The following is a 20,071-nucleotide window of genomic DNA, read 5'->3' as shown; positions in this document are numbered from 1 at the left end:
TGCTCATTTTCATTCGCCAGGAGTCTCCGGTAATGCCAGCAAGTCAAAAACCCAAAGTTACCCTCTGGGAGTTTTTCCAGAGCCTGGGCAAAACCTTTATGCTACCCGTCGCGCTGCTCTCGTTCTGCGGCATTATGCTCGGTATCGGCAGTTCGCTCAGTAGCCGCGATGTCATCAGCCTGCTGCCGTTCCTCGGCCACCCTGCCTGCCAGCTGCTGTTTACCTGGATGAGCAAGGTGGGGTCTTTTGCCTTCAGCTTCCTGCCGGTGATGTTCGCCATCGCCATCCCGCTCGGCATGGCGCGGGACAATAAAGGCGTCGCCGCCTTTTCCGGCTTCGTCGGCTTCGCGGTGCTCAATCTGGCGACCAATTTCTATCTGACCGCCAGCGGCGTACTGCCCAGCAGCGATCCGCTGGTGCTCAAGGCGCATAATATCCAGAACGTGCTCGGCATTCAGTCGATCGATACCGGCATCCTCGGCGCGGTGCTAGTCGGCATTATCGTCTATCTGTTGCATGAGCGTTTTAATACCATCCGCCTGCCGGATGCGCTGGCGTTCTTCGGCGGCACGCGTTTTGTCCCGATTATCACCACCCTGACGCTTGGCGTGTGCGGGCTGGTGGTGCCGCTGATCTGGCCGTGGTTTGCCGCCGGCATTAACGGCCTGGGCTGGGTGATTAACGGCGCCGGCGCTTTTGGTCCGATGATCTTCGGCAGCGGCGAACGCCTGCTGCTGCCCTTCGGTCTGCACCATATTCTGGTGGCGCTGATCCGCTTTACCGACGCCGGCGGCACGCTGGACGTCTGCGGCCACAGCGTCAGCGGCGCGCTGACCATTTTCCAGGCCCAACTCTCCTGCCCGACCACCCACGGCTTTGCGGAAAGCGCCACCCGCTTCCTGTCCCAGGGGAAGATGCCGGCCTTCCTCGGCGGGCTACCGGGCGCTGCGCTGGCGATGTACCACTGCGCCAAGCCAGAGAACAGGCATAAGATCAAAGGGCTGCTGATTTCCGGCGTGGTCGCCTGCGTGGTGGGCGGCACCACCGAACCGATCGAGTTCCTGTTCCTGTTCGTCGCGCCGTTCCTGTATCTGATCCACGCGATCCTCACCGGCCTCGGTTTTACCGTGATGGCGCTGCTTGGCGTCACCATCGGTAATACCGACGGCAACATCATCGATTTTGTGGTGTTCGGCATTCTGCACGGCACCGCCACCAAATGGTATCTGGTGCCGCTGGTGGCGGCCATCTGGTTCGCCGCCTACTACGCCATTTTCCGTTTCGCCATTTTGCGCTTTAACATTAAGACGCCGGGCCGCGACAGTGACAACGCCGGCAGCGCGGCGCACGCCTCGTCAGGTACGGTGGGCCAGTCGGGCTATAATGTTCCGGCGATCCTCAGCGCGCTGGGCGGCGCCGGCAATATCGTTTCGCTGGATAACTGCATTACCCGCCTGCGGCTGTCGGTGGCGGATATCAGCAAGGTCGACGATGCGGCGCTGAAGGAGAACCGCGCCATCGGCGTGGTGCGGCTTAACGCGCACGGTCTGCAGGTGGTGATCGGCCCGCAGGTACAGTCGGTCAAAGATGAATTAGACTCATTAATAGCGGCAAGCCGGCCTGCAGCGGAACTGTCTGGAGCAACCCATGTTTGATTTTTCCACCCCGATCGACCGTCACGGCACCTGGTGTACCCAGTGGGACTATATCGCCGACCGCTTCGGCAGCGCCGATCTGCTGCCGTTCACCATTTCGGATATGGACTTCGCTACTGCGCCCTGCATTCTGGATGCGCTGCAGCAGCGGCTGCAGCACGGCGTGCTGGGCTACAGCCGCTGGCAGCATGAAGATTTCCTCGGCGCACTGCGCCACTGGTATCAGTTGCGCTTCCAGACCGCGATCGATACCGCCGACGCTGTGTATGGGCCATCGGTGATTTATATGGTTTCCCAGCTGATCCGCCAGTGGTCAGCGCCGGGGGAATACGTGGTCACCCATACCCCCGCCTACGACGCGTTTTACAAGGCGATTCTCGGCAACCAACGTCAGCTGTTGGCCTGCCCGCTACAGAAGGCCGGTAACCAATGGCATTGCGATATGGCCCACCTGGAGGCGCTGCTGGCCCGGCCGCAAAGCAAAATTCTGCTGCTGTGCAGCCCGCATAACCCGACCGGTAAAGTGTGGAGCGCCGAAGAGCTGCAGCAGATAGCAACGCTGTGTGAACGCCATCAGGTACGGGTCATCAGCGACGAGATCCATATGGATATGGTCTGGGGCGAACATCGGCATCTGCCGTGGAGCCAGGTCGGTGCCACGCCGTGGGCGCTGCTGACCTCCGGCTCAAAAAGCTTCAATATTCCGGCGCTGACCGGCGCCTACGGCTTTATCAGCGATGAGGCATCGCGCGACGCCTATCTGCACCAGCTTAAAGGCCGCGACGGCCTCTCCTCCCCGGCGGTGCTGGCAATTGTGGCGCATATTGCCGCCTACCGCCACGGCGCACCCTGGCTGGATGCGCTGCGTGACTATCTGCAGGGCAACCTGCGCTACGTTGCCGAACGGCTTAATCAGGCCTTTCCGCAGCTGGCGTGGCAGCCGCCGCAGGCCACCTACCTGGCGTGGATCGACCTGCGTCCGTTGAATATTGACGACCATGCGCTGCAACAGGCGTTGATCGAGCGGGAAAAGGTGGCGATCATGCCCGGTTTTACCTACGGCGAAGAGGGTCGCGGCTTTGTTCGTCTCAACGTCGGCTGCCCGCGCAGCAAGCTGGAGGACGGCATGGACCGGCTGATCGCCGGCCTGCAGTTTGTGGCAACGCCAGTCTAACGCATCACGGCGGGCCAACGCCCGCCGTTGTCGATTACTGTACGGCGGGGATCTCCGCCAGTTGACGATAGACCGTCAGTCCCAGCGCCTCAGCCACTTCCACGTCCTTATCCGCCCCTTGCGAAGCGCCTTCGATACGGTAAATCCCCTGGCACTGGGCAATAAGCCGATGCGCAACCGGATACAGGTAGGCCTCGCTGATCTCATCCCCCACCTGCTGTGAGCCGGCGGCGCCGGCCAGCGGCAGCGCCAGCCATTCGCCAATCACCGGCACATGCCCGCGCTGATAGACCGCCAGCGCCGCCTGCTCCAGACGATGCAGATTGGCGGCAATACGCGCCGCATCACCGTTGGTGCCGCTGCGATAAGGGCCAGCAATCAGAATTTGTTGCGCTTTCATAAGGCGTTCTCCCAGTCAGGATTCAGGGCGATAAATTGTAATAACATGATGGTTTTGGCATCGACGATCGTTCCCTGTCTGATGGCCTGCAGCGCCTCTTTCAGCGTCATCTCCAGCACCTCGACATCTTCACCCTCATCCTCAAGGCCGCCGCCCTGATGCATACGCGCCGAGGCGTCATATTCACCGATAAAGAAATGCAGTTTTTCGGTCACCGAGCCGGGGCTCATATAAGCCTCAAAGACTTTCCGCACGTTCTGCACGAAATAGCCGGTTTCTTCTTCGGCTTCTGCACGAATACGCTGTTCCGGCGACGCGTTATCCAGCAGGCCGGCCGCCGCTTCAATCAGCATGCCGTCGTGACCGTTGACGAACACCGGGAAACGAAACTGCCGCGTCAGGATCACCGTTTGCGCCTGGCGGTTGATCGGTAAAATCACCGCGCCGTCGCCTCTGTCATAGGTTTCACGGCTTTGCCGCTGCCAGCTGCCGTCGCGACGCAGAAAATCAAAGGTGTTCTTTTTCAGCACATACCAGTCATCGGATAACAGCTGCGTTGACACTATGCGTACGCGATCTTTTGTTGGGATCATCTTGCCTGCTCCAAAGGGGTTGAGGGTCGCATTGATACTATCGTGCAATTTCGTGTATGATCAAGATCATTCGTGCAAACAAAATTGACGGGGACGTATGCTGACCAGCCAGCGCAAGAAGCTAATCCTGGAGAAACTTGCCAGCGAGGGCCAGGTATTGGCCAAACAGTTAAGTGAGATGTTCGGGCTGTCGGAAGACACCATCCGGCGCGATTTACGCGAGCTGGACAGCGAAGGCTTACTCCAGCGCGTGCACGGCGGCGCGCTGCCGGTATCCCCCGCCATCGCTCCGTTTGCCGAACGCAACAAGCAGGAGTCCGGCGCCAAACGCGCCATTGCCCGCGCCGCCGCCGCCATGATTTTGCCGGGCCAGGTGGCGATCGTGGACGGCGGCACCACTTCTGCCGAGCTGGTGAAACAGCTGCCGCTGTCTTTACAGGCGACCATTGTCACCCACAGCCCCAGCGTGGCGGTCGGGCTGGTCGACCACCCGCAGATCGAGGTGATCCTGATTGGCGGCCGGCTGTTTAAACATTCGATCGTCACCGTCGGCGCGGCCGCGGTAGAGGCGATGTCGCATATTCGCGCCGATCTCTACTTTATGGGCGTGACCGGCGTTCACCCTACCGCCGGTCTCAGCACCGGCGATTTGGAGGAGGCCTATATCAAACGCGCGCTGGCGGCGCGCGCGGCAGAAACCGTGGTGCTGGCTTCCGCCGCCAAACTTAACGCCGCCTCACAATATGCCATCGGCGATATTACGCTGGCGCAATCAATTATCGTGGAGCGCGCCACCGACGAGGCCTTGATATCCCCGCTGCAACAGGCGGGCATCAGCGTCATTAAAGCCTGACGGGCGACATCTGCGCGCGCCGTTTAACGGTGCGCCAGACGCCGCTTACCGGCGAAAAATGCCAAATCCGCAATAAAATGCGATGGATCTCACATTTGTATTAAGTTTTTCCGAATTAGCGGAACGCCCTTCCCATCAGCCCATGATTTCAGCGGCTAAATCAATCAACTCTTTGAATAAAAATAAAAAAACCTCAGCACCCCCAGTACGGTCTGGCTTTTGAAATGTGATTTAATTCTCAAAAAGTCCACCTCGAACTAATGAGTCAATCGCTATAACGACGATTTTTGTCGTTATTTTGTGATGTCGCCTGCAAATTCCCCCCTATTTAAAATTTAACAATGACGTTACAGCAACGAGGGAGGCCTACGATGAAAATCGGTATAGTGATTAGCGGCGGCGATGTCAGCGGTATAAATAATTTTATTTTTCAAATAGCCAATCTGACGCATGCCGAAATAGTTTTATTTGACGGCGGCATTCCGGGGTTATTGGCAAACCGGCACCGCCCTATGACGCAACGCGATCTGATCGATTACGCCATTTCCGCCATTCCGCTTCTTAGCTCCGGCAGAACCAGCCGGAAACTCTATGCATCGGAATATGAAGGCATCAGTAAACAACTCAAGGCACTGCGGATTGACGTCATTATTATGGCCGGCGGCGACGGCTCCCTGCAGTTTTTAAATACCCTGAGCGAATTTGGCGTAAACTGTTTCGGCATCGGCATGACCATTGATAATGACGTATTCGGCAGCAGCTATACCGTCGGTTTTTCTACCGCCTGCGAACAAATACTCAAAGAGGTCGCCAAATTACGTAATACCGGCAGGGCACTGCCCGGCCGCGTATTTATGTTGGAATTGCTTGGCGGATATTGCGGCGAACTGACTCTGCAGTCCGCCATTAAATCCAATGCCGATTTCGCGCTCATTCCGGAGTGTCAATATAACCTGCCGGAGCTGGCCGAGAGAATAAAACACAAGCTGACATTGCAAAACAGCGTAATTATTTTGTGTTCCGAGGGCTACACCAAAGAGTATTCACCGGGCTTCCAGGGGGCGATCGACACCATGATCAAGCAGCTGGAGCCGCATATCGGCGTCCGTATTCGCAAGACCATCGTCGGGTATGGCCTGCGCAACGGCGACCCCACCGGCGAAGAGATTTATCAAGGCACGCTGATGGCCAATGAGGTCGCGCGCTGTATTCAATCCGGCATGAAAAATAAAGCCATCGTGATTAATGCCGGCAATCAGGCAATTCCCATTGATTTAATCAGTATGAAAAAGCGTCTGGTAGATACCGAAGGGCACCATTACAAACTGGCCAAACAGTTAAATATTATTTGAGGAGCAACGTCATGTTAAAAATACTCTGCGTATGCGGCTGTGGTTTAGGTTCAAGCTTTGCTATTGAAATGAGCGCCAAGGCAGTACTCAAAAAACTAGAGATCGACGCGGATATCGACCACACCACTATATCAGAAGCCGGAGCATTTAAGTCCGATATTATTCTCACTCAAAAAACGTTTGCGGATATTCTCAATGCCGATGCCAGCGAAGAAGAAAAGAAACGGGTCATTATTCTTAATAAGCTGACGGACAAAGCGGAGATTGAGCAGAAGATCGTCGCGTTTCTTAAGGAACGGAATATGCAAGGGCTGCCATCATGAACAGCATGATAAATTTCATCGTAAAGGACCTGCTGGGTCAGGCATCGGTGCTTATTGCGTTGATTGCCATGTTAGGACTGCTGCTACAGAAAAAGTCCGCGGGTAAAGTGGCCGAAGGCACCTTTAAAACGCTGTTGGGTTTTTTAATCATGATGGCCGGCATTAATATTATCGTCGGCGCCCTGACCTATCTGAACGATATATTCACTCACGGTTTCGGCATGCACGGCTATATTACCGACGTCGCCGCAATAGCCGGGGTGGCCAATCGCGAACTGGGTTCTGAAGTGGCGCTGACGCTGTTGGTCATCTTTGTGGTCAATATCATCATCGCCCGGCTGACACCGTTCAAATATATCTTTCTGACCGGTCAGGCGCTGTTGTGGATGGCCACCATCGGCGCAGTGGTCGGCTATAAGGCCGGGCTGAGCGGGCTGCCGCTGATTCTGACCGGCGGGATCTTTGGCGGCGTGATGGCGGTGCTGATGCCCGCGCTGGCGCAGCCGGTGGTGCGCCGTATTACCGACGCCGACGATGTGGCGCTGGGACACTTCTGCACGCTGGGCTATCTGGTGCAGGCGGCGGTGGCCAAAGTGGTCGGCAGAGGCTCCCGCTCCACAGAAGATCTGCAGTTGCCGGACAACTTTAAATTCCTGCAGGACACCTATGTGTCGATGGCGGTGGTGATGGTCCCGATGTACCTGATCCCGGCGCTGGCCGCCGGCCCGCAGTATATCGCCCAATACGCCGACGGCATGAACTACCTGATGTACTCCTTTATGCAGTCCATTCAGTTTGTCGCCGGGGTGTTCATCCTCTACAGCGGCGTACGCCTGTTGCTCAACGAACTGGTGCCGGCTTTCCGCGGCATAGCGCTGCGCATCGTGCCCGACGCAAAACCGGCGCTCGATTGCCCGGTGCTGTTTCCCTACGCCCCCAACGCGGTGATCGTCGGTTTTCTCGCCACCACGCTCGGCTCGGTCATCGGCATGATCGTCTTCCCGATGTTTGGCCTGGCGATGATTCTGCCTGGCCTGCTGACCAACTTCTTCGCCGGCGGCACCGCCGGGATCTTCGGCAATGCGCTGGGCGGACGGCGCGGCGCCATGATCGGCGGCGTCGTGCACGGCCTGTTTATCACCCTGCTGCCGGCGCTGTTAGTGCCCATGCTCGAAAGCTACGGCTTCGTCGGGCTGACCTTCAGCGACTCCGACGTCATCAGCAGCGGGCTGGTGCTGGGCAATGCTCTGCAGCACAACTGGCTGTTCGTCGGCCTGTTTATTGCTTTTGTCGCGCTTCTCGCGTGGTTCGTTAACGGTAAATCAACCAAGCACCATGAGGAAAAAGTCCATGAAACTTTATAACTTTCCCGCGTTGTTACAGCTGGCCAAAGCCCGCAACTACAAAGCGCTCGGCTCTTTCAATCTTCACTGTCTGGAAATGCTGCCCGCCTATTTCCGCGCGGCGCAGCGCGCCGATAGCCCGCTGATGATTCAGATATCCACCGGCACCGCCGAATATCTGGGTTATCAGCTGCTGGTCGACGCCGTCTCTTCTCTCGCCGCCAGCGAGCAGATACCAACCTGCCTGCATCTGGACCATTGCTCCGACCCGCGCGCGATCCGTACGGCCATCGACGCCGGTTTCAGCTCGGTCATGTATGACGGTTCCCACCTGAACATCGATGAGAATATCGCCAATACGCGCCTGGTGATTGAAATGGCCCGGCCGCGCGGCGTTTCGGTGGAGGCGGAACTGGGGGCTATCGGCGGCGCCGAGGACGGGAAGATGGTCGCCGCCGAAGACATCAGTTTTACCACGGTGGCCGATGCCAAGCGTTTTGTTGATGAAACCGGCGTCGATATGCTCGCCGTATCGGTCGGCACGGTGCACGGGCTGTATACCGGCAAGGCGCAAATCCAGCATCAACGCCTGATGGAAATTACCGCCGCCACCGCTACGCCGCTGGTGCTGCACGGCGGAACCGGCGTCAGCGATGATGATATGCGCCGGGCGGTAAGCGGCGGCATTGATAAGGTTAACGTCGGCACGGAAATGAATGTGCAATGGGTCGGACGCTGCAAAGAAACGTTTGAGAAAGGCAAAGTCAGCGACAGCGTACGTAAATTTCTGATCCCGGCGAATGAAGCGGTGACTAATGTATTAACTGAAAAAATGAATTTATTTCGCTGAATAATTTTATTCCCTTTTAAACGTTGAAAGAAAATCATGCCTGGCGCCCCGGCGCGCTCCGGGGCTGGAGACAACCATGTTTAAATTTATGAAGCGGCATAGTAAAACGGTGATTGCCGATGACGATCAATATCACCGGGAGGCGGCGCAAATCGCGGAAAGTATCGCCCGCCAGGAGCGCCAGTTAGACAGCCATCCGCAGGACGGCGAAATACAGAAACAATTAATGTTGGAATATAACCGGGCGCTAAAAATATACGCTAAAAGTAAAGCGTATCGCGATCGGGTTGATGAACTCTTTGTGAAGATTGATGAGTTACGCAATGTCATAAGAAAAAGTATCTGAGGACCAGCTATGTCGATAAAACAATTGTTGATCGAAGCCAACGCCATCCAGCTCGGCGTTAAGGAGCAGGACTGGCAACGGGTGATTACCCTGGCGGCGCAGCCGCTGGTGACACAAGGTTATATTGAAGCATCCTACTGCCAGGCAGTTATCAACAATACGCTGGCGCATGGCGCATATTACGTTTTTGATGAAGGCATCGCCATTCCTCACGCTCGGCCCGAGTGCGGCGTGATTAAGGACTGCTTTAGCCTGGTGGTGCTTGACCAGCCCATCGCTTTCCAGGGCAGCGAAAAAGCCGATATCGTGATCCTGTTCGGCGCCACCAGCAGTGATGACCACATTGAAGCCGGCCTGCGCGCGATTGTTGAATGGCTGGACAACCCGCAGACGATGGCAAAACTGCGGGCCGCAACCCAACGGCAGCAAGTTGTGGAGATCTTATGAGTGCAGCATTCTCTACCAACGGCAATAAATGCGTCATTTTGGTCAACGGCGTTCCCGCCTCGGGGAAAAGCACCGTGGCTCGCCACATTGCCGAACGCTTTGGTTTCCCCTATCTGACCATTGACGGCATCAAAGAGCCTTTTATGGAGCTGTTCGCCCCGGTCGATCGCCAGCTTAACCGTGACATCGGCCGGGCGGCGTATCAGACGATCTGGTCGATCGTCGCGCATGCGCCGGCGAACTGCGTCTATGTAATTGACGCCTGGTTCGGTTTCCAGCCCAGAAGCGAATTGCAGCGCTATCTGCAGCAGGCCGGGATCGCGCACGTCGTGGAAATCTGGAACCAGATATCGGGCGATCTGGCGGCTGAACGCTATGCCAGCCGCTTGCACCAGCGTGCCGACGGCCACCCCGGCGCGGAGTATGTACCGGAATTGCGCCAGCTGGCCGAGCGCGCGACGCCGATGGCGCTGGGGCCGGTGCTGACGCTCGATCAGTCCCAGCCACTCAGCCTGCCGCATATTGAACGCTGGCTGCAGACGCACCACCTGCAGCCCGTCCACGCGCACTCAGAACGGCGGCCCGCTGCGGCGCTTGGGGCGCGCGACTGATCCGCCGCAACGGCAGGCTTGCCGTCTGCCGTTGCATAAAAATACGCCACAGCGCGGCTTTATTGTGATTGTTATCACTTTTTTATGTAACGGCATGGCTATTTTCATCAAATTGTTTTTATACTGATCTGCACTTTACCTTCCCTCATCAGCGAGTGCACAACATGATTGACCCACGCCTCCCGCTTACCGATATCCACCGCCATCTTGATGGCAACATTCGTGCGCAAACCATTCTCGATCTGGGCCGCCAGTTCAACCTCGACCTGCCGGCGAACGATTTGGAAAGCCTGCGTCCGCACGTGCAGATCACCCATACCGAACCGGATTTGGTCAGTTTTCTGCAAAAACTGGACTGGGGCGTGGCGGTGCTGGGCGATCTGGACGCCTGCCGCCGCGTCGCCTATGAAAACGTCGAGGATGCGGTCAACGCCGGCCTGCACTATGCCGAGCTGCGTTTTTCCCCCTACTACATGGCGCTGCAGCATCAGTTGCCGGTAGCCGGCGTGGTCGAGGCGGTCGTCGACGGTATTCGTTCCGGTTGCCGCGACCATGATATCGATATTCGCCTGATCGGCATTCTGAGCCGCACCTTCGGCGAGGCAGCCTGTCTGCAAGAGCTGGAAGGCCTGCTGGCGCACCGCGACGCGATCACCGCGCTCGATTTGGCCGGTGACGAGCTGGGCTTCCCCGGCAGCCTGTTCCTGTCCCACTTTAACCGGGCGCGCGACGCCGGGCTGCGTATTACCGTCCATGCCGGCGAAGCCGCCGGGCCGGAGAGCATCTGGCAGGCGATTCGCGAGCTTGGCGCCGAACGTATCGGCCACGGGGTGAAAGCGGTGGAAGACCCGGCGCTGATGGATTACCTCGCCGAGCACGGCATCGGCATTGAGTCCTGCCTGACCTCCAATATTCAGACCAGCACCGTAGCGGCGCTGGCGCAGCACCCGCTGGCGACCTTCCTGCGCCACGGCGTGACGGCGTCCATCAATACCGACGATCCTGCCGTACAGGGCATCGAGATTGAGCATGAATACCGCGTGGCCGCGCCGCAGGCGGGACTGACGCCGGAAGAGATGCGCCGCGCGCAGGAAAACGGCCTGACCATGGCGTTTCTCAGCGAGCAGGAAAAACAGGCGCTGCGCGCCAAAGTGGCCGGTTAACGCCGGCTCATCACGACAGCGGCGTCATGCCGCTGTCGCCTTCACCACGGCACCGTCCGGCCGAGATAGTCCAGATATTCCAGCCCCGGCCGCTCCCGTTTGGCCAGCAACACCCTGACCAGCTGCGGAATCGTCTGCTCAATCGTCAAAGGCGCGTCTGCACCGCCCAATTCCGTATTGATCCATCCCGGCGCCATGGCGACCAGCGCGCGGGCGCCGCCGTGCTGGCGGGCGGCAAAGCTGCGCATAAACATATTCAGCGCCGCCTTGCTGCCGCGATACAGTTCGCGCTGCCCCGTATGGTTGTTGGCCACGCTGCCCTGGCCGGAGGACATCACGCCAATCAGGCCGTCGTCCGCCACCCGTTCTGCCAAACGCTCGATGACGCGCATCGGCGCCAGCGCATTAGTCAGCATCACCTGCATAAATTCCTGCGCGCTCACCTCGCCAATCGTCTGAGTAGGATCGCGGTTGGTGATGCCCGCATTAACAAACAGCATATCGAAGCGGCGGCTCGCCAGGCGCTGCTGTAAGGCGTCAAGCTGCGCCTCTTCGCAAATATCCAACTGTTCCAGCTGCAGACGGCTGCCATAATTCTGCGCCAGCTGATGCAGCGGCGTATTGTCGCCGCGCACCGTGCCGGTAACCAGCCAGCCATGCCGGAGAAACTCCTGCGCAATGGCGTGGCCCAGGCCGCGTGATGCGCCGACGATTAAAATACTGCCGCTCTGCGTGTTCTTCATCATGATGGCTCACTCCTGCATTTACCGCATGTAAAGTCTGTTCAGGCAATATAGGCTTCCATGATATAAGGCGGAAGACGCAGCATTTGCATTTATAAAGTGCAGCAGACGCCATGCCAAAACAGGAGTCGAACATGAGTAACCCCGACTTTAATTTACTGGCCGCCCTCGATGCGCTGCTGGCAGAAGGCAGCGTGGCCGGTGCGGCCCGCCGCCTGGGGCTCAGCGCCTCGGCGATGAGCAGAACCCTCAGCCGCCTGCGCCAGGTGACCGGCGACCCGTTGCTGGTCAGGGCCGGACGCGGCATGGTGTTGACCCCGCATGCCGAACAGATCCGCGACCGTACCCGGCAGACGCTGACCGAGGCGCGCTCCCTGCTGCTGCCTGCGACCTCGGGGCTGGATCTGCGGACGCTGCGGCAAACGTTCCGTCTGCGGACTAACGAAGGCTTTGTCGAGACGTTTGGCGCCGCGCTGGTGACGGCGGCGGCGCAGGCGGCGCCGGAGGTATGTCTGCGCTTTGTGCCGAAGCCGGAGAAAACCCCACGCTCGCTGCGAGAGGACGACATTGATATAGAGGTCGGGGTATTACACGGCATGGGGCCGGAAATCCACCTCCAGACGCTGTTCAGGGATCGGTTTATCGCGGCCGTCAGGCTGGGGCATTCGCTGGTCACGCCAATGCCCGTCACGCCCGAGCGTTACGCCGCCTGCCGGCACGTCATCACCTCACGGCAGGGCAAACTCGCGGGGCCGGTGGATAAGGCGCTGGCCGCACACGGGCTGACGCGCCGCATCGCCGCCGTCACGCCGGATTTTTCCGCCGCGCTGGCCATCGCCGCGCAGTCGGATCTGGTGGCGCTGGTGCCGGCATCGTTTTTTATGCAGAAAACGCTGGGCGGCGGCACCCGGCAGACGCTGCAGGCTTTCAGTCTGCCCGTCGCCACGCCGGAAATCACCGTTTCCCAGATGTGGCATCCGCGCAGAAAAGCCGATCCCGCCCATCAGTGGCTCCGGCAGCTGCTGCTGACGGTTTGCCGCCGACAGGCGGACGAGTTACACCGCTGCGCTCAGCGCGAATGGCCGACCTGGTTCCGTTAACCCCTGCCGGCCACCGGACTTATTCCGCCGCCGCAGCCTGCTGCTCACGCGCCGTTTTACGCGCATAGCGCTGCGCCAGCACCGCGCAGATCATCAGTTGGATTTGGTGGAAAATCATCAGCGGCAGCACCATCGCCCCCACCGCCGCGGCCGGGAACAGCACGTTCGCCATCGGAATACCGTTCGCCAGGCTCTTTTTCGAACCGCAGAACACAATGGTGATCTCATCGGCGGTATTAAAGCCCAGCAGGCGTGCGGCGTAGGTATTGATGATCAGCACCACCGTCAGCAGCACCAGCGACATCACCAGAATCACCAGCAGCGACATGCCGTCGATTTTATGCCAGATGCCCTCAACCACCGCGGCGCTGAAGGCGGTGTACACCACCAGCAGAATCGAGGAGCGGTCGGTCAGGTTAATCAGCTTGCGGTGCCGGTCGACCCATTTGCCAATCAGCGGGCGCGCCAGGTGGCCAATCACAAACGGCACCATCAGCTGCAGGATAATCGCGCCGATGGCGTGCAGCACGTCGGTATTGCCGCCCTGCGTATGCATCAGCGCGCCGACCAGCAGCGGCGACAGAAATACGCCGAGGATACTGGAGGCCGAAGCGCTGCAGATAGCCGCCGCTACGTTGCCACCGGCGGCGGAGGTAAAGGCGATTGCCGACTGCACCGTCGCCGGCAGCGCACACAGATACAGGAAGCCGAGATACACCGTCGGCGTCATAAAGCTCGGCACCAGCAGGTTCATCGCCAGCCCCAACAGCGGGAACAGCGCAAAAGTGCTGAGAAAGACCACCAGATGCAGTTTCCAGTGGCTCATGCCGGCGATAATCGCCTGTCGCGACAGCTTGGCGCCGTGCATAAAGAACAGCAGCGCGATCGCTGCGGTGGTCAGCCGCTCAAAAAACACCTGCCATATCCCTTCGCACGGGAACAGCGAGGCCACCACGACGACCAGAATCAAAACCAGTAAAAATTTATCGATACGCAGACGTTGTAACCAAGACATCAATCAGAATTCCTTGCCAAAAAAACGGGCTCAGCGGCGGAGCCCGTCATAAAAAAGACCTGCGGGTTAGCTGACCGGCAAAGCGGCCTGCTGTTTGTCCGACTCAATCCCCAGTTCGATCATTTCCATCACGGCGATCGCTTCGGCGGCAGGCACCGGATTGGCGCCGTCGCCGTTAATCGCGTCGCGGATGGCGGCGTAGTAGGCCGGATAGTTGCCGGGCAGCGTCAGCAGCGGCTGCTCCGCCAGTACATCATCACGTGACAGTGTCACCACACCGTCGCGCATATCATAGCCCCAGTCGGCCTGCGGCAGCCGTTCGCCGGCCTTCAGCCGGTCTTCCTGCGGGTCCAGGCCATATTTGATATAGCTGCCCTGGGTGCCGTGCACGATATAACGCGGGCCTTCCGCCGCCGCCAGCATGGAAGCATGCAGCACCACGCGCCGTTTGCCGTACTGCAGCAGCGCGTGGAAATAGTCCACCGACTGCGAGCCGGGCCGCAGCTGGCCCAGATCGACAAACAGCGTCTGCGGTTTGCCGAACAGCTGCAGCGCCTGATCGATCAGATGCGGCCCCAGATCGTACCAGATGCCGCTGCCCGCGCCGCCCTGTTCACGCCAGCGCTGGCGCACCTGCGGCCGGAAGCGGTCAAAGTGCGATTCAAAGTAGACCACGTCCCCCAGCGATCCTTCCTGCAGCAGCGTTTTCAAGGTCAGAAAATCGCTGTCCCAGCGGCGGTTATGGAATACCGACAGCAGCAGGCCACGCTGCTGCGCCTGCTGCTGCAGCGCGCGCGCCTGTGACAACGTCACGGTAAACGGTTTATCCACCACCACGTGCTTGCCCGCCGCCAGCGCCTGCTGCGCCAGCGGATAGTGGGTATCGTTCGGGGTGGGAATGACGATCAGATCCAGTGAGGGGTCATTGAACAGCGCCTGAGGTTCGCTGACTACCGGCAGCGCCGGCCAGTCGGCCTGCACCTTGCCGGCGTCGCTGCTGACCACCGCCGCCAGTTCCAGGCCCGGCGTGCCGGCAATCAGCGGCGCATGAAAGGTCTTGCTGGCGTAGCCGTAGCCCACCAGCCCAACGCGAAGAGTTTCAGCCATGGTGTTTCCTCTGCAAGGCCAGTTATCACCCTGTGATTTGACACCATGATGCCGGACGGAACAAGAAGTAAATTAAATGTTAATCTGCAGCCGCAACGCCCGGGTTGTTCCAGGCCCGTTCGCGGCCTCGTTGCGCCGGATAATTAATCTCCACGCTGCGGCGACGAAAGTCGCTGGGGCTGACCCCGACGCGCTTGCGAAACACCCGCGAGAAGTAAAGCTGGTCGTCATAGCCCACCACGCGGCCAATGGCGGCGATCGACTCCTGAGTGGTCTGCAGCAGCAGTTTGGCGCGGATCACCCGCTGGTCTTCGCGCCAGCGCAGAATATTAATGCCCACCTGCTCGCGGAACAGGTGCGCCAGCCGCGACGGCGACAGGCAGACGTGGCGCGCCACCTCCTCAATACGCAGCTCCCCCGCCAGATTGCCGGTAATAAACTGACAGGCTTCAATCACCCGCGGGTCCATAATTTTCTGCGGGCTGAGCGGGTCTTCTTCCATCGCGCGCAGCAGCAGACGCTCCAGCAGGTTCATGCTCATCTCTTCCGCCAGCCGCCTGCCGGAACGCTGCGTCTGCTCGATATTGGCGAACAGGCGGTCGAACTCCTGCAGCAGCTGGCCGTTGGGCAGCGTCAGCCGTCCGACCTGATGATTCTTGCTGTGCCATTCCAGCCAGTCGGCCCAGTAGGCGCGCGGGCGGAAATAGACCCAGCGGTGGTGCCAGCAGTCGCTGTCCGGCGAGCGGCCGTAATAGTGCGCCGCCTTCGGCGGAAACAGCAGCAGATCGCCGGGGTTGCAGTACAGCGTCTCCTCGCCGTCAAACACCTTGCCCTGGCCCTTGATGGTCAGATTGAGGATATAGCCCTTCATGCCGCCCGGCCGGTCGATAAAGAAATCCAACGGCCCTTCCGCCATAATCGGCGTCAGGCCGGCCACCAGGTAGGCGTTAAAACTGTAGCCCGGCATCAGCGGGTCTGACTGGGATTCCTGCGCCATACGATGGTACATCTGGCCTCCATAATACTCGGTTATCCTGCCGCGCTGCCGGCCCTGCGCCGGCAACGCGATAGCGTGCCTTAAACGGTACGTTTGCTCTGCTGTTTGTAGCGGTCGAAAATCACCGCCGCCAGCAGGATCGCTCCGCGCACCACGTACTGCGAGAACGGTGAGATATTCAGCAGGTTCATGGCGTTTTCCACCGTGCCGAGAATCAGTATCCCGGCAATCACGTACGAAATCTTGCCGATGCCGCCCTTCAGCGAAACGCCGCCCAGCACGCAGGCGGAGATCACAATCAGCTCATAGCCGATCGAGGTCATCGGCTGGCCGCTGGTCATGCGCGACGCCAGAATAATGCCCGCCGCGGCGGACACCAGCCCGGACAGCACGAAGATGATGATTTTGGTGCGCACCACCGGTACCCCGGCCAGGCGCGCCGCCTCTTCATTGCCGCCGATCGCCAGCGTGTTGCGGCCGAAAGTGGTTTTATTCAACAGGAAACCGAACAGGATCAGGCAGCCGATGGTGATCCAGATTGGCGCCGGCACCCCCAGCCAGTTGGCGTAGCCGAGGGCGAAGAAGCGTTCATCCTCAATCCCCACCGCCTTGCCGTCGGAAATGATATACGCCAGGCCGCGGAAGATTTGCATGGTCGCCAGCGTGGTGATCAGCGCGTTGATTTTCAGCCGCGCAATCACAAAGCCGTTAATCAGGCCGGAGGCTACGCCCAGCAGCAGCCCGGCGCCGACGCCGATCCACAGGCTTTCGCTCATATTGATCACCACCGCCGTGGTCACCCCGGCGCAGGCGATCACCGAGGCCACCGACAGGTCAAAATCGCCGGAGGCCAGGCAGAACAGCATGCCGCAGGCCACCATGCCGGACATGGAGATCGCCAGCCCCAGCCCTTTCATATTGATAAATGAGCCGAAGTTAGGCACCAGCAGTACGCAGGCCAGAAACAGCACCGCGAAGACCACCAGCATGCCGTAGCTGTCCCAGATGCGCGACAGCCCCAGGCTGCCACGGTTTTTTACCGAATTGGTCGTTAGGGTCGACATCTTTTTCTCCTCCACGGTCAGGCCACCGCCGCCGCGGCATCAGGGGTAATATCGGGGGTGCGCAGCATCGCCAGGCTGAGCGCCTGTTCCTCACTGGCCTCATCGTGCGCCAGTTCGCCGGAAATCGCGCCTTCGCGCATCACCACGATGCGGTCTGCCAGCCCCAGCACTTCGGGCAGGTCGCTGGAGGCGAACAGCACCGCGATGCCCTGCTGCGCCAGCTGGTAAATCACGTTATAGATTTCATGCTTGGCGCCAACGTCAATGCCGCGCGTCGGCTCGTCGAGCATCATCACTTTCATCTCCTCCGACAGCCAGCGGCCAAGGATCGCCTTCTGCTGGTTGCCGCCGGAGAGATTCATAATCAGCTGTTCGGCGCTGGGGGTTTTGATATTGAGCGAACGGATATGCTGCTCCGCATTGCGGTTTTCCCAGGCGTTGTCGATCAGGCAGCCCGCCCGCAGGCTTTTGCGCCGCGCGCTGATATTGATATTGTCGCGCACCGAGTGCACCGGGATGATGCCGTCGGCTTTGCGGTCTTCCGGGCACAGCATGATGCCGGCGCGGATGGCGTCGATCGGCGAGCGAATGGTCAGCGGCGCGCCGTCCAGCGTCAACCGGCCGCCGCCGACGCGCGTGGCGCCGAAAATGCCTTTCATCAGTTCGCTGCGCCCGGCGCCCACCAGCCCGAACAGGCCGACGATCTCGCCGGCGCGCACGCTGAGGCTGATCGGCGTTTTCACTCCGGCCGCCTGCAGATTATCCAGCTGCAGCCGCACCGGGCCGTGTTCACGCGGCTGATAGCCGTAAATATCCCCCAGATCGCGGCCGACCATCGCCTGCACCAGCCGCTCGTGATCCACCTGACTCATATCGTCAAAGGTGCGCACGTAGCGCCCGTCTTTGAATACCGTGATGGCGTCGCTGAGGGCGAAGATCTCCTCCATACGGTGGGACACGTACAGAATGACCCGCCCTTCGGCGCGCAGTTCGCGGATCACCCGGAACAGGTGTTCAATCTCGCGCGCCGACAGTGAGCTGGTCGGCTCATCAAAGGCGATGATCTTGGCGTTGCGCGCCAGCGCCTTGGCGATCTCCACCATCTGCCACTGGCCGATGGAGAGGTATTTCAGCGGCGTATCCGGGTCAATATCCAGCCCGAGATGCTCCAGCTGCAGCCGCGCCTCATAGCGCAGCAGTTTACGATCCACCAGGCCGCGCCTGCTGGGCAACTGCCCCAGGTAGATATTCTCGGCCACCGTCATTTCCGGCACCAGATGCAGCTCCTGATAGATAATCGCCACGCCGGCGTCCAGCGCCTCGGTGGTGGCGTTAAAACGCACCGGCTGTCCCTGCAGTAAGATCTCCCCCTGGCTGGGGGCGTAGTTGCCGCTGAGGATCTTCAGCAGCGTAGATTTGCCGGCGCCGTTCTCACCCATCAGCGCGTGAATTTGCCCGGCCTGACAGCTAAAACTGATATCGTCCAGCGCCTTGACGCCGGGGAAGGTTTTGCCGATGCCGCGGAAGGCCAGATAAGGCGTGCTGGCGGTCATAATGCTTTCCTCATGGCTTGCGAAAACACGCCGCCCGACGTAAACCGGGCGGCTCAGGCATTACATCAGGCCTTTTTTCTGCAGTTCGGTTTTAAAGTTGTCGCGGGTGATCAGCACCACGTCGGTCACTTCGGTAAACTTCTGCGGTTCAACGTCTTTCGCTACCCAGTCATGCAGCATCTGGATACTCTTATAGCCGTGGATATCCGGGCTTGGCAGCAGCGAGCCGTAGAAGCCGGTGGCCTGCCCCTTGGAGAGTTCGCTGACGGCGTCAACGCCGTTGATGCCGATGCCGATCACGTCCGCCGCCTTGAAGCCCTGGCCCTCGGTGGCGCGCACGCCGCCCAGCACGGTGTTGTCGTTCATGCCGATAATCAGCCAGTGTTTCACCTTCGGATGCTGTACCAGCATGGAGTTGGCGGCGTCAAAGGCGCCGGGGATATCGTTGGATTTGGTCGGCACCTGATAGATCTGTTTTTCCGGGAAGCCGGCGGCCTTCAGAGCGTCCATCGAGCCGGTGGTGCGGCGGCGCGCGGTATCCAGCTCGTTGGCGGTAATCGCCATCACGCCGGTTTCTGCCGCGTTCCAGCCGCGCTTGTTCATCTCCTTCCACAGCTCCTGCCCCTGCCGCTCGCCGATTTTGCTGGCCGCCATCATCACCAGCGGTACGCTGTCCATCGGTTTGCCTTTGGCGGTGACGAACTGATCGTCAACGGCGATGACTTTCAGGTCATAACTGCGCGCTTTGGCGACGATCGCCGAACCCAGTTTCGGATCCGGCGTACAGATTACAAACCCTTTGGCGCCGCTGGCCGCCAGACTGTCGATGGCGTTCAGGGTTTTTTCGCCGTCCGGCACCGCGATTTTTATCACTTCAAAGCCGAGGTCCTTACCGGCTTTATCGGCAAATTTCCATTCGGTCTGGAACCACGGCTCCTCCGGCTGTTTCACCAGAAAGCCCAGTTTCATGGTTTCGGCAATAGCTGATTGTGACATAACCGCCGCCAGTCCTATCGCCGCCAGCGCCTTAGTGAATTTATGCATAGTGCTCTCCGCTGTGTGGTTCTCCCCGGCGCTGAAAATCTCGCGCAGTGAAAACGTTCTCATTAGGGTATTTTCGGTTGCCTCATCGGTAAGGCGCTTATTGGCGCGCCCTGCCCGCCGTCGGCATGCAGACCGGATAAGTTTTAGCGGTTATTTGTTAATGAAATGTAGAGCGCTATCACATCCAGAGATAACAGCAGACAAGTCCATATATTTAGCCGATTCAGTCTGTCGCCAACTTTTGATAGCCATCACAAAATCGCTGCGGGAAGCAGAAATGTGCATACATCCAGCCAACGTATCCTCACCGGCCCGCCCGGCGCGCTTTTATGGTGATA

Annotated in this window: 21 protein-coding genes; 12 read left to right on the top strand and 9 right to left on the bottom strand. The window is 59.4% G+C overall.

Going from position 1 to position 20,071, the window contains the following annotated elements; all coding sequences use genetic code 11:
• Positions 1 to 32: 32 nt before the first annotated feature.
• Both malX and FO014_RS21235 read left to right on the top strand, forming a co-directional pair.
• On the top strand, positions 33 to 1,655 hold the full coding sequence (gene malX / locus FO014_RS21240; protein WP_160030958.1) for a maltose/glucose-specific PTS transporter subunit IIBC: 1,623 nt from the start codon (positions 33 to 35) through the stop codon (positions 1,653 to 1,655).
• On the top strand, positions 1,648 to 2,829 hold the full coding sequence (locus tag FO014_RS21235) for a MalY/PatB family protein (protein WP_160030957.1): 1,182 nt from the start codon (positions 1,648 to 1,650) through the stop codon (positions 2,827 to 2,829). The genes malX and FO014_RS21235 overlap by 8 nt, the downstream gene beginning before the upstream one ends.
• Positions 2,830 to 2,863: 34 nt before the next feature.
• Here FO014_RS21235 and FO014_RS21230 read toward each other — a convergent pair whose 3' ends face one another.
• On the bottom strand, positions 2,864 to 3,229 hold the full coding sequence (locus FO014_RS21230) for an NUDIX hydrolase (RefSeq protein ID WP_160030956.1): 366 nt from the start codon (positions 3,227 to 3,229) through the stop codon (positions 2,864 to 2,866).
• The gene (locus FO014_RS21225) at positions 3,226 to 3,822 is read right to left on the bottom strand and encodes an NUDIX hydrolase (protein WP_160030955.1); all 597 of its coding nucleotides are present in this window, start codon (positions 3,820 to 3,822) and stop codon (positions 3,226 to 3,228) included. The genes FO014_RS21230 and FO014_RS21225 overlap by 4 nt, the downstream gene beginning before the upstream one ends.
• A gap of 97 nt (positions 3,823 to 3,919) precedes the next feature.
• On the opposite strand from FO014_RS21225, the gene FO014_RS21220 reads away from it, so the two are divergent.
• From FO014_RS21220 to add, 9 genes are all read left to right on the top strand, one after another.
• Positions 3,920 to 4,675: a DeoR/GlpR family DNA-binding transcription regulator gene (locus tag FO014_RS21220; protein ID WP_160030954.1), complete on the top strand. Its 756-nt coding sequence runs from the start codon at positions 3,920 to 3,922 to the stop codon at positions 4,673 to 4,675.
• 371 nt (positions 4,676 to 5,046) lie between these two features.
• Positions 5,047 to 6,027: a 6-phosphofructokinase gene (locus FO014_RS21215; protein WP_160030953.1), complete on the top strand. Its 981-nt coding sequence runs from the start codon at positions 5,047 to 5,049 to the stop codon at positions 6,025 to 6,027.
• An 11-nt stretch (positions 6,028 to 6,038) separates the two neighbouring features.
• Positions 6,039 to 6,350, top strand: coding sequence for a PTS sugar transporter subunit IIB (locus FO014_RS21210; protein ID WP_105231285.1), 312 nt, complete (start codon positions 6,039 to 6,041; stop codon positions 6,348 to 6,350).
• The gene (locus FO014_RS21205; RefSeq protein WP_105231286.1) at positions 6,347 to 7,714 is read left to right on the top strand and encodes a PTS sugar transporter subunit IIC; all 1,368 of its coding nucleotides are present in this window, start codon (positions 6,347 to 6,349) and stop codon (positions 7,712 to 7,714) included. The genes FO014_RS21210 and FO014_RS21205 overlap by 4 nt, the downstream gene beginning before the upstream one ends.
• Positions 7,701 to 8,543, top strand: a complete 843-nt coding sequence (locus FO014_RS21200) for a class II fructose-bisphosphate aldolase (protein WP_105231287.1) — start codon at positions 7,701 to 7,703, stop codon at positions 8,541 to 8,543. Before FO014_RS21205 ends, FO014_RS21200 begins: the two co-directional genes overlap by 14 nt.
• 76 nt (positions 8,544 to 8,619) lie before the next feature.
• Positions 8,620 to 8,889: a hypothetical protein gene (locus tag FO014_RS21195; RefSeq protein ID WP_160030952.1), complete on the top strand. Its 270-nt coding sequence runs from the start codon at positions 8,620 to 8,622 to the stop codon at positions 8,887 to 8,889.
• Between the two features lie 9 nt (positions 8,890 to 8,898).
• Complete coding sequence (locus FO014_RS21190; protein WP_160030951.1) at positions 8,899 to 9,336, top strand: PTS sugar transporter subunit IIA; 438 nt, start codon at positions 8,899 to 8,901, stop codon at positions 9,334 to 9,336.
• On the top strand, positions 9,333 to 9,947 hold the full coding sequence (locus tag FO014_RS21185) for a P-loop nucleotide/nucleoside kinase family protein (RefSeq protein ID WP_160030950.1): 615 nt from the start codon (positions 9,333 to 9,335) through the stop codon (positions 9,945 to 9,947). Before FO014_RS21190 ends, FO014_RS21185 begins: the two co-directional genes overlap by 4 nt.
• Positions 9,948 to 10,111: 164 nt before the next feature.
• Entirely contained in the window at positions 10,112 to 11,110 is a 999-nt protein-coding gene (gene add, locus FO014_RS21180; protein WP_111737006.1) for an adenosine deaminase, read from the top strand.
• Positions 11,111 to 11,151: 41 nt separating this feature from the next.
• Here add and FO014_RS21175 read toward each other — a convergent pair whose 3' ends face one another.
• Complete coding sequence (locus tag FO014_RS21175; RefSeq protein ID WP_160031456.1) at positions 11,152 to 11,853, bottom strand: SDR family NAD(P)-dependent oxidoreductase; 702 nt, start codon at positions 11,851 to 11,853, stop codon at positions 11,152 to 11,154.
• Positions 11,854 to 11,987: 134 nt separating this feature from the next.
• Here FO014_RS21175 and FO014_RS21170 point away from each other — a divergent pair, with 134 nt between their 5' ends.
• Positions 11,988 to 12,953 (top strand): LysR family transcriptional regulator, encoded by a 966-nt coding sequence (locus FO014_RS21170; protein WP_160030949.1) that lies wholly within the window; start codon positions 11,988 to 11,990, stop codon positions 12,951 to 12,953.
• 19 nt (positions 12,954 to 12,972) lie between these two features.
• Here the strand turns inward: FO014_RS21170 and FO014_RS21165 are convergent, their stop codons facing one another.
• The 6 genes from FO014_RS21165 to FO014_RS21140 form a co-directional block, all read right to left on the bottom strand.
• Positions 12,973 to 13,968 carry a bile acid:sodium symporter family protein gene (locus FO014_RS21165; RefSeq protein ID WP_160030948.1) on the bottom strand — a complete coding sequence of 332 codons (996 nt, stop codon included), beginning with the start codon at positions 13,966 to 13,968 and terminating at the stop codon, positions 12,973 to 12,975.
• Positions 13,969 to 14,034: 66 nt separating this feature from the next.
• Entirely contained in the window at positions 14,035 to 15,075 is a 1,041-nt protein-coding gene (locus FO014_RS21160) for an oxidoreductase (RefSeq protein WP_160030947.1), read from the bottom strand.
• Positions 15,076 to 15,154: 79 nt separating this feature from the next.
• Positions 15,155 to 16,084, bottom strand: a complete 930-nt coding sequence (gene araC / locus FO014_RS21155; protein WP_160030946.1) for an arabinose operon transcriptional regulator AraC — start codon at positions 16,082 to 16,084, stop codon at positions 15,155 to 15,157.
• Positions 16,085 to 16,152: 68 nt separating this feature from the next.
• Entirely contained in the window at positions 16,153 to 17,136 is a 984-nt protein-coding gene (gene araH / locus FO014_RS21150) for an L-arabinose ABC transporter permease AraH (protein ID WP_105231296.1), read from the bottom strand.
• Positions 17,137 to 17,153: 17 nt separating this feature from the next.
• Positions 17,154 to 18,689: an L-arabinose ABC transporter ATP-binding protein AraG gene (araG, locus tag FO014_RS21145; protein ID WP_105231297.1), complete on the bottom strand. Its 1,536-nt coding sequence runs from the start codon at positions 18,687 to 18,689 to the stop codon at positions 17,154 to 17,156.
• A gap of 60 nt (positions 18,690 to 18,749) precedes the next feature.
• Positions 18,750 to 19,733: an arabinose ABC transporter substrate-binding protein gene (locus tag FO014_RS21140; RefSeq protein ID WP_105231298.1), complete on the bottom strand. Its 984-nt coding sequence runs from the start codon at positions 19,731 to 19,733 to the stop codon at positions 18,750 to 18,752.
• Positions 19,734 to 20,071: the final 338 nt, after the last annotated feature.

Origin of the sequence: Serratia rhizosphaerae (assembly GCF_009817885.1) — a bacterium.
GTDB lineage: Bacteria > Pseudomonadota > Gammaproteobacteria > Enterobacterales > Enterobacteriaceae > Serratia_B > Serratia_B rhizosphaerae.
The sequence above is the reverse complement of the archived record's forward strand: the minus strand, read 5'-3'. Positions and strand labels throughout refer to the sequence as shown.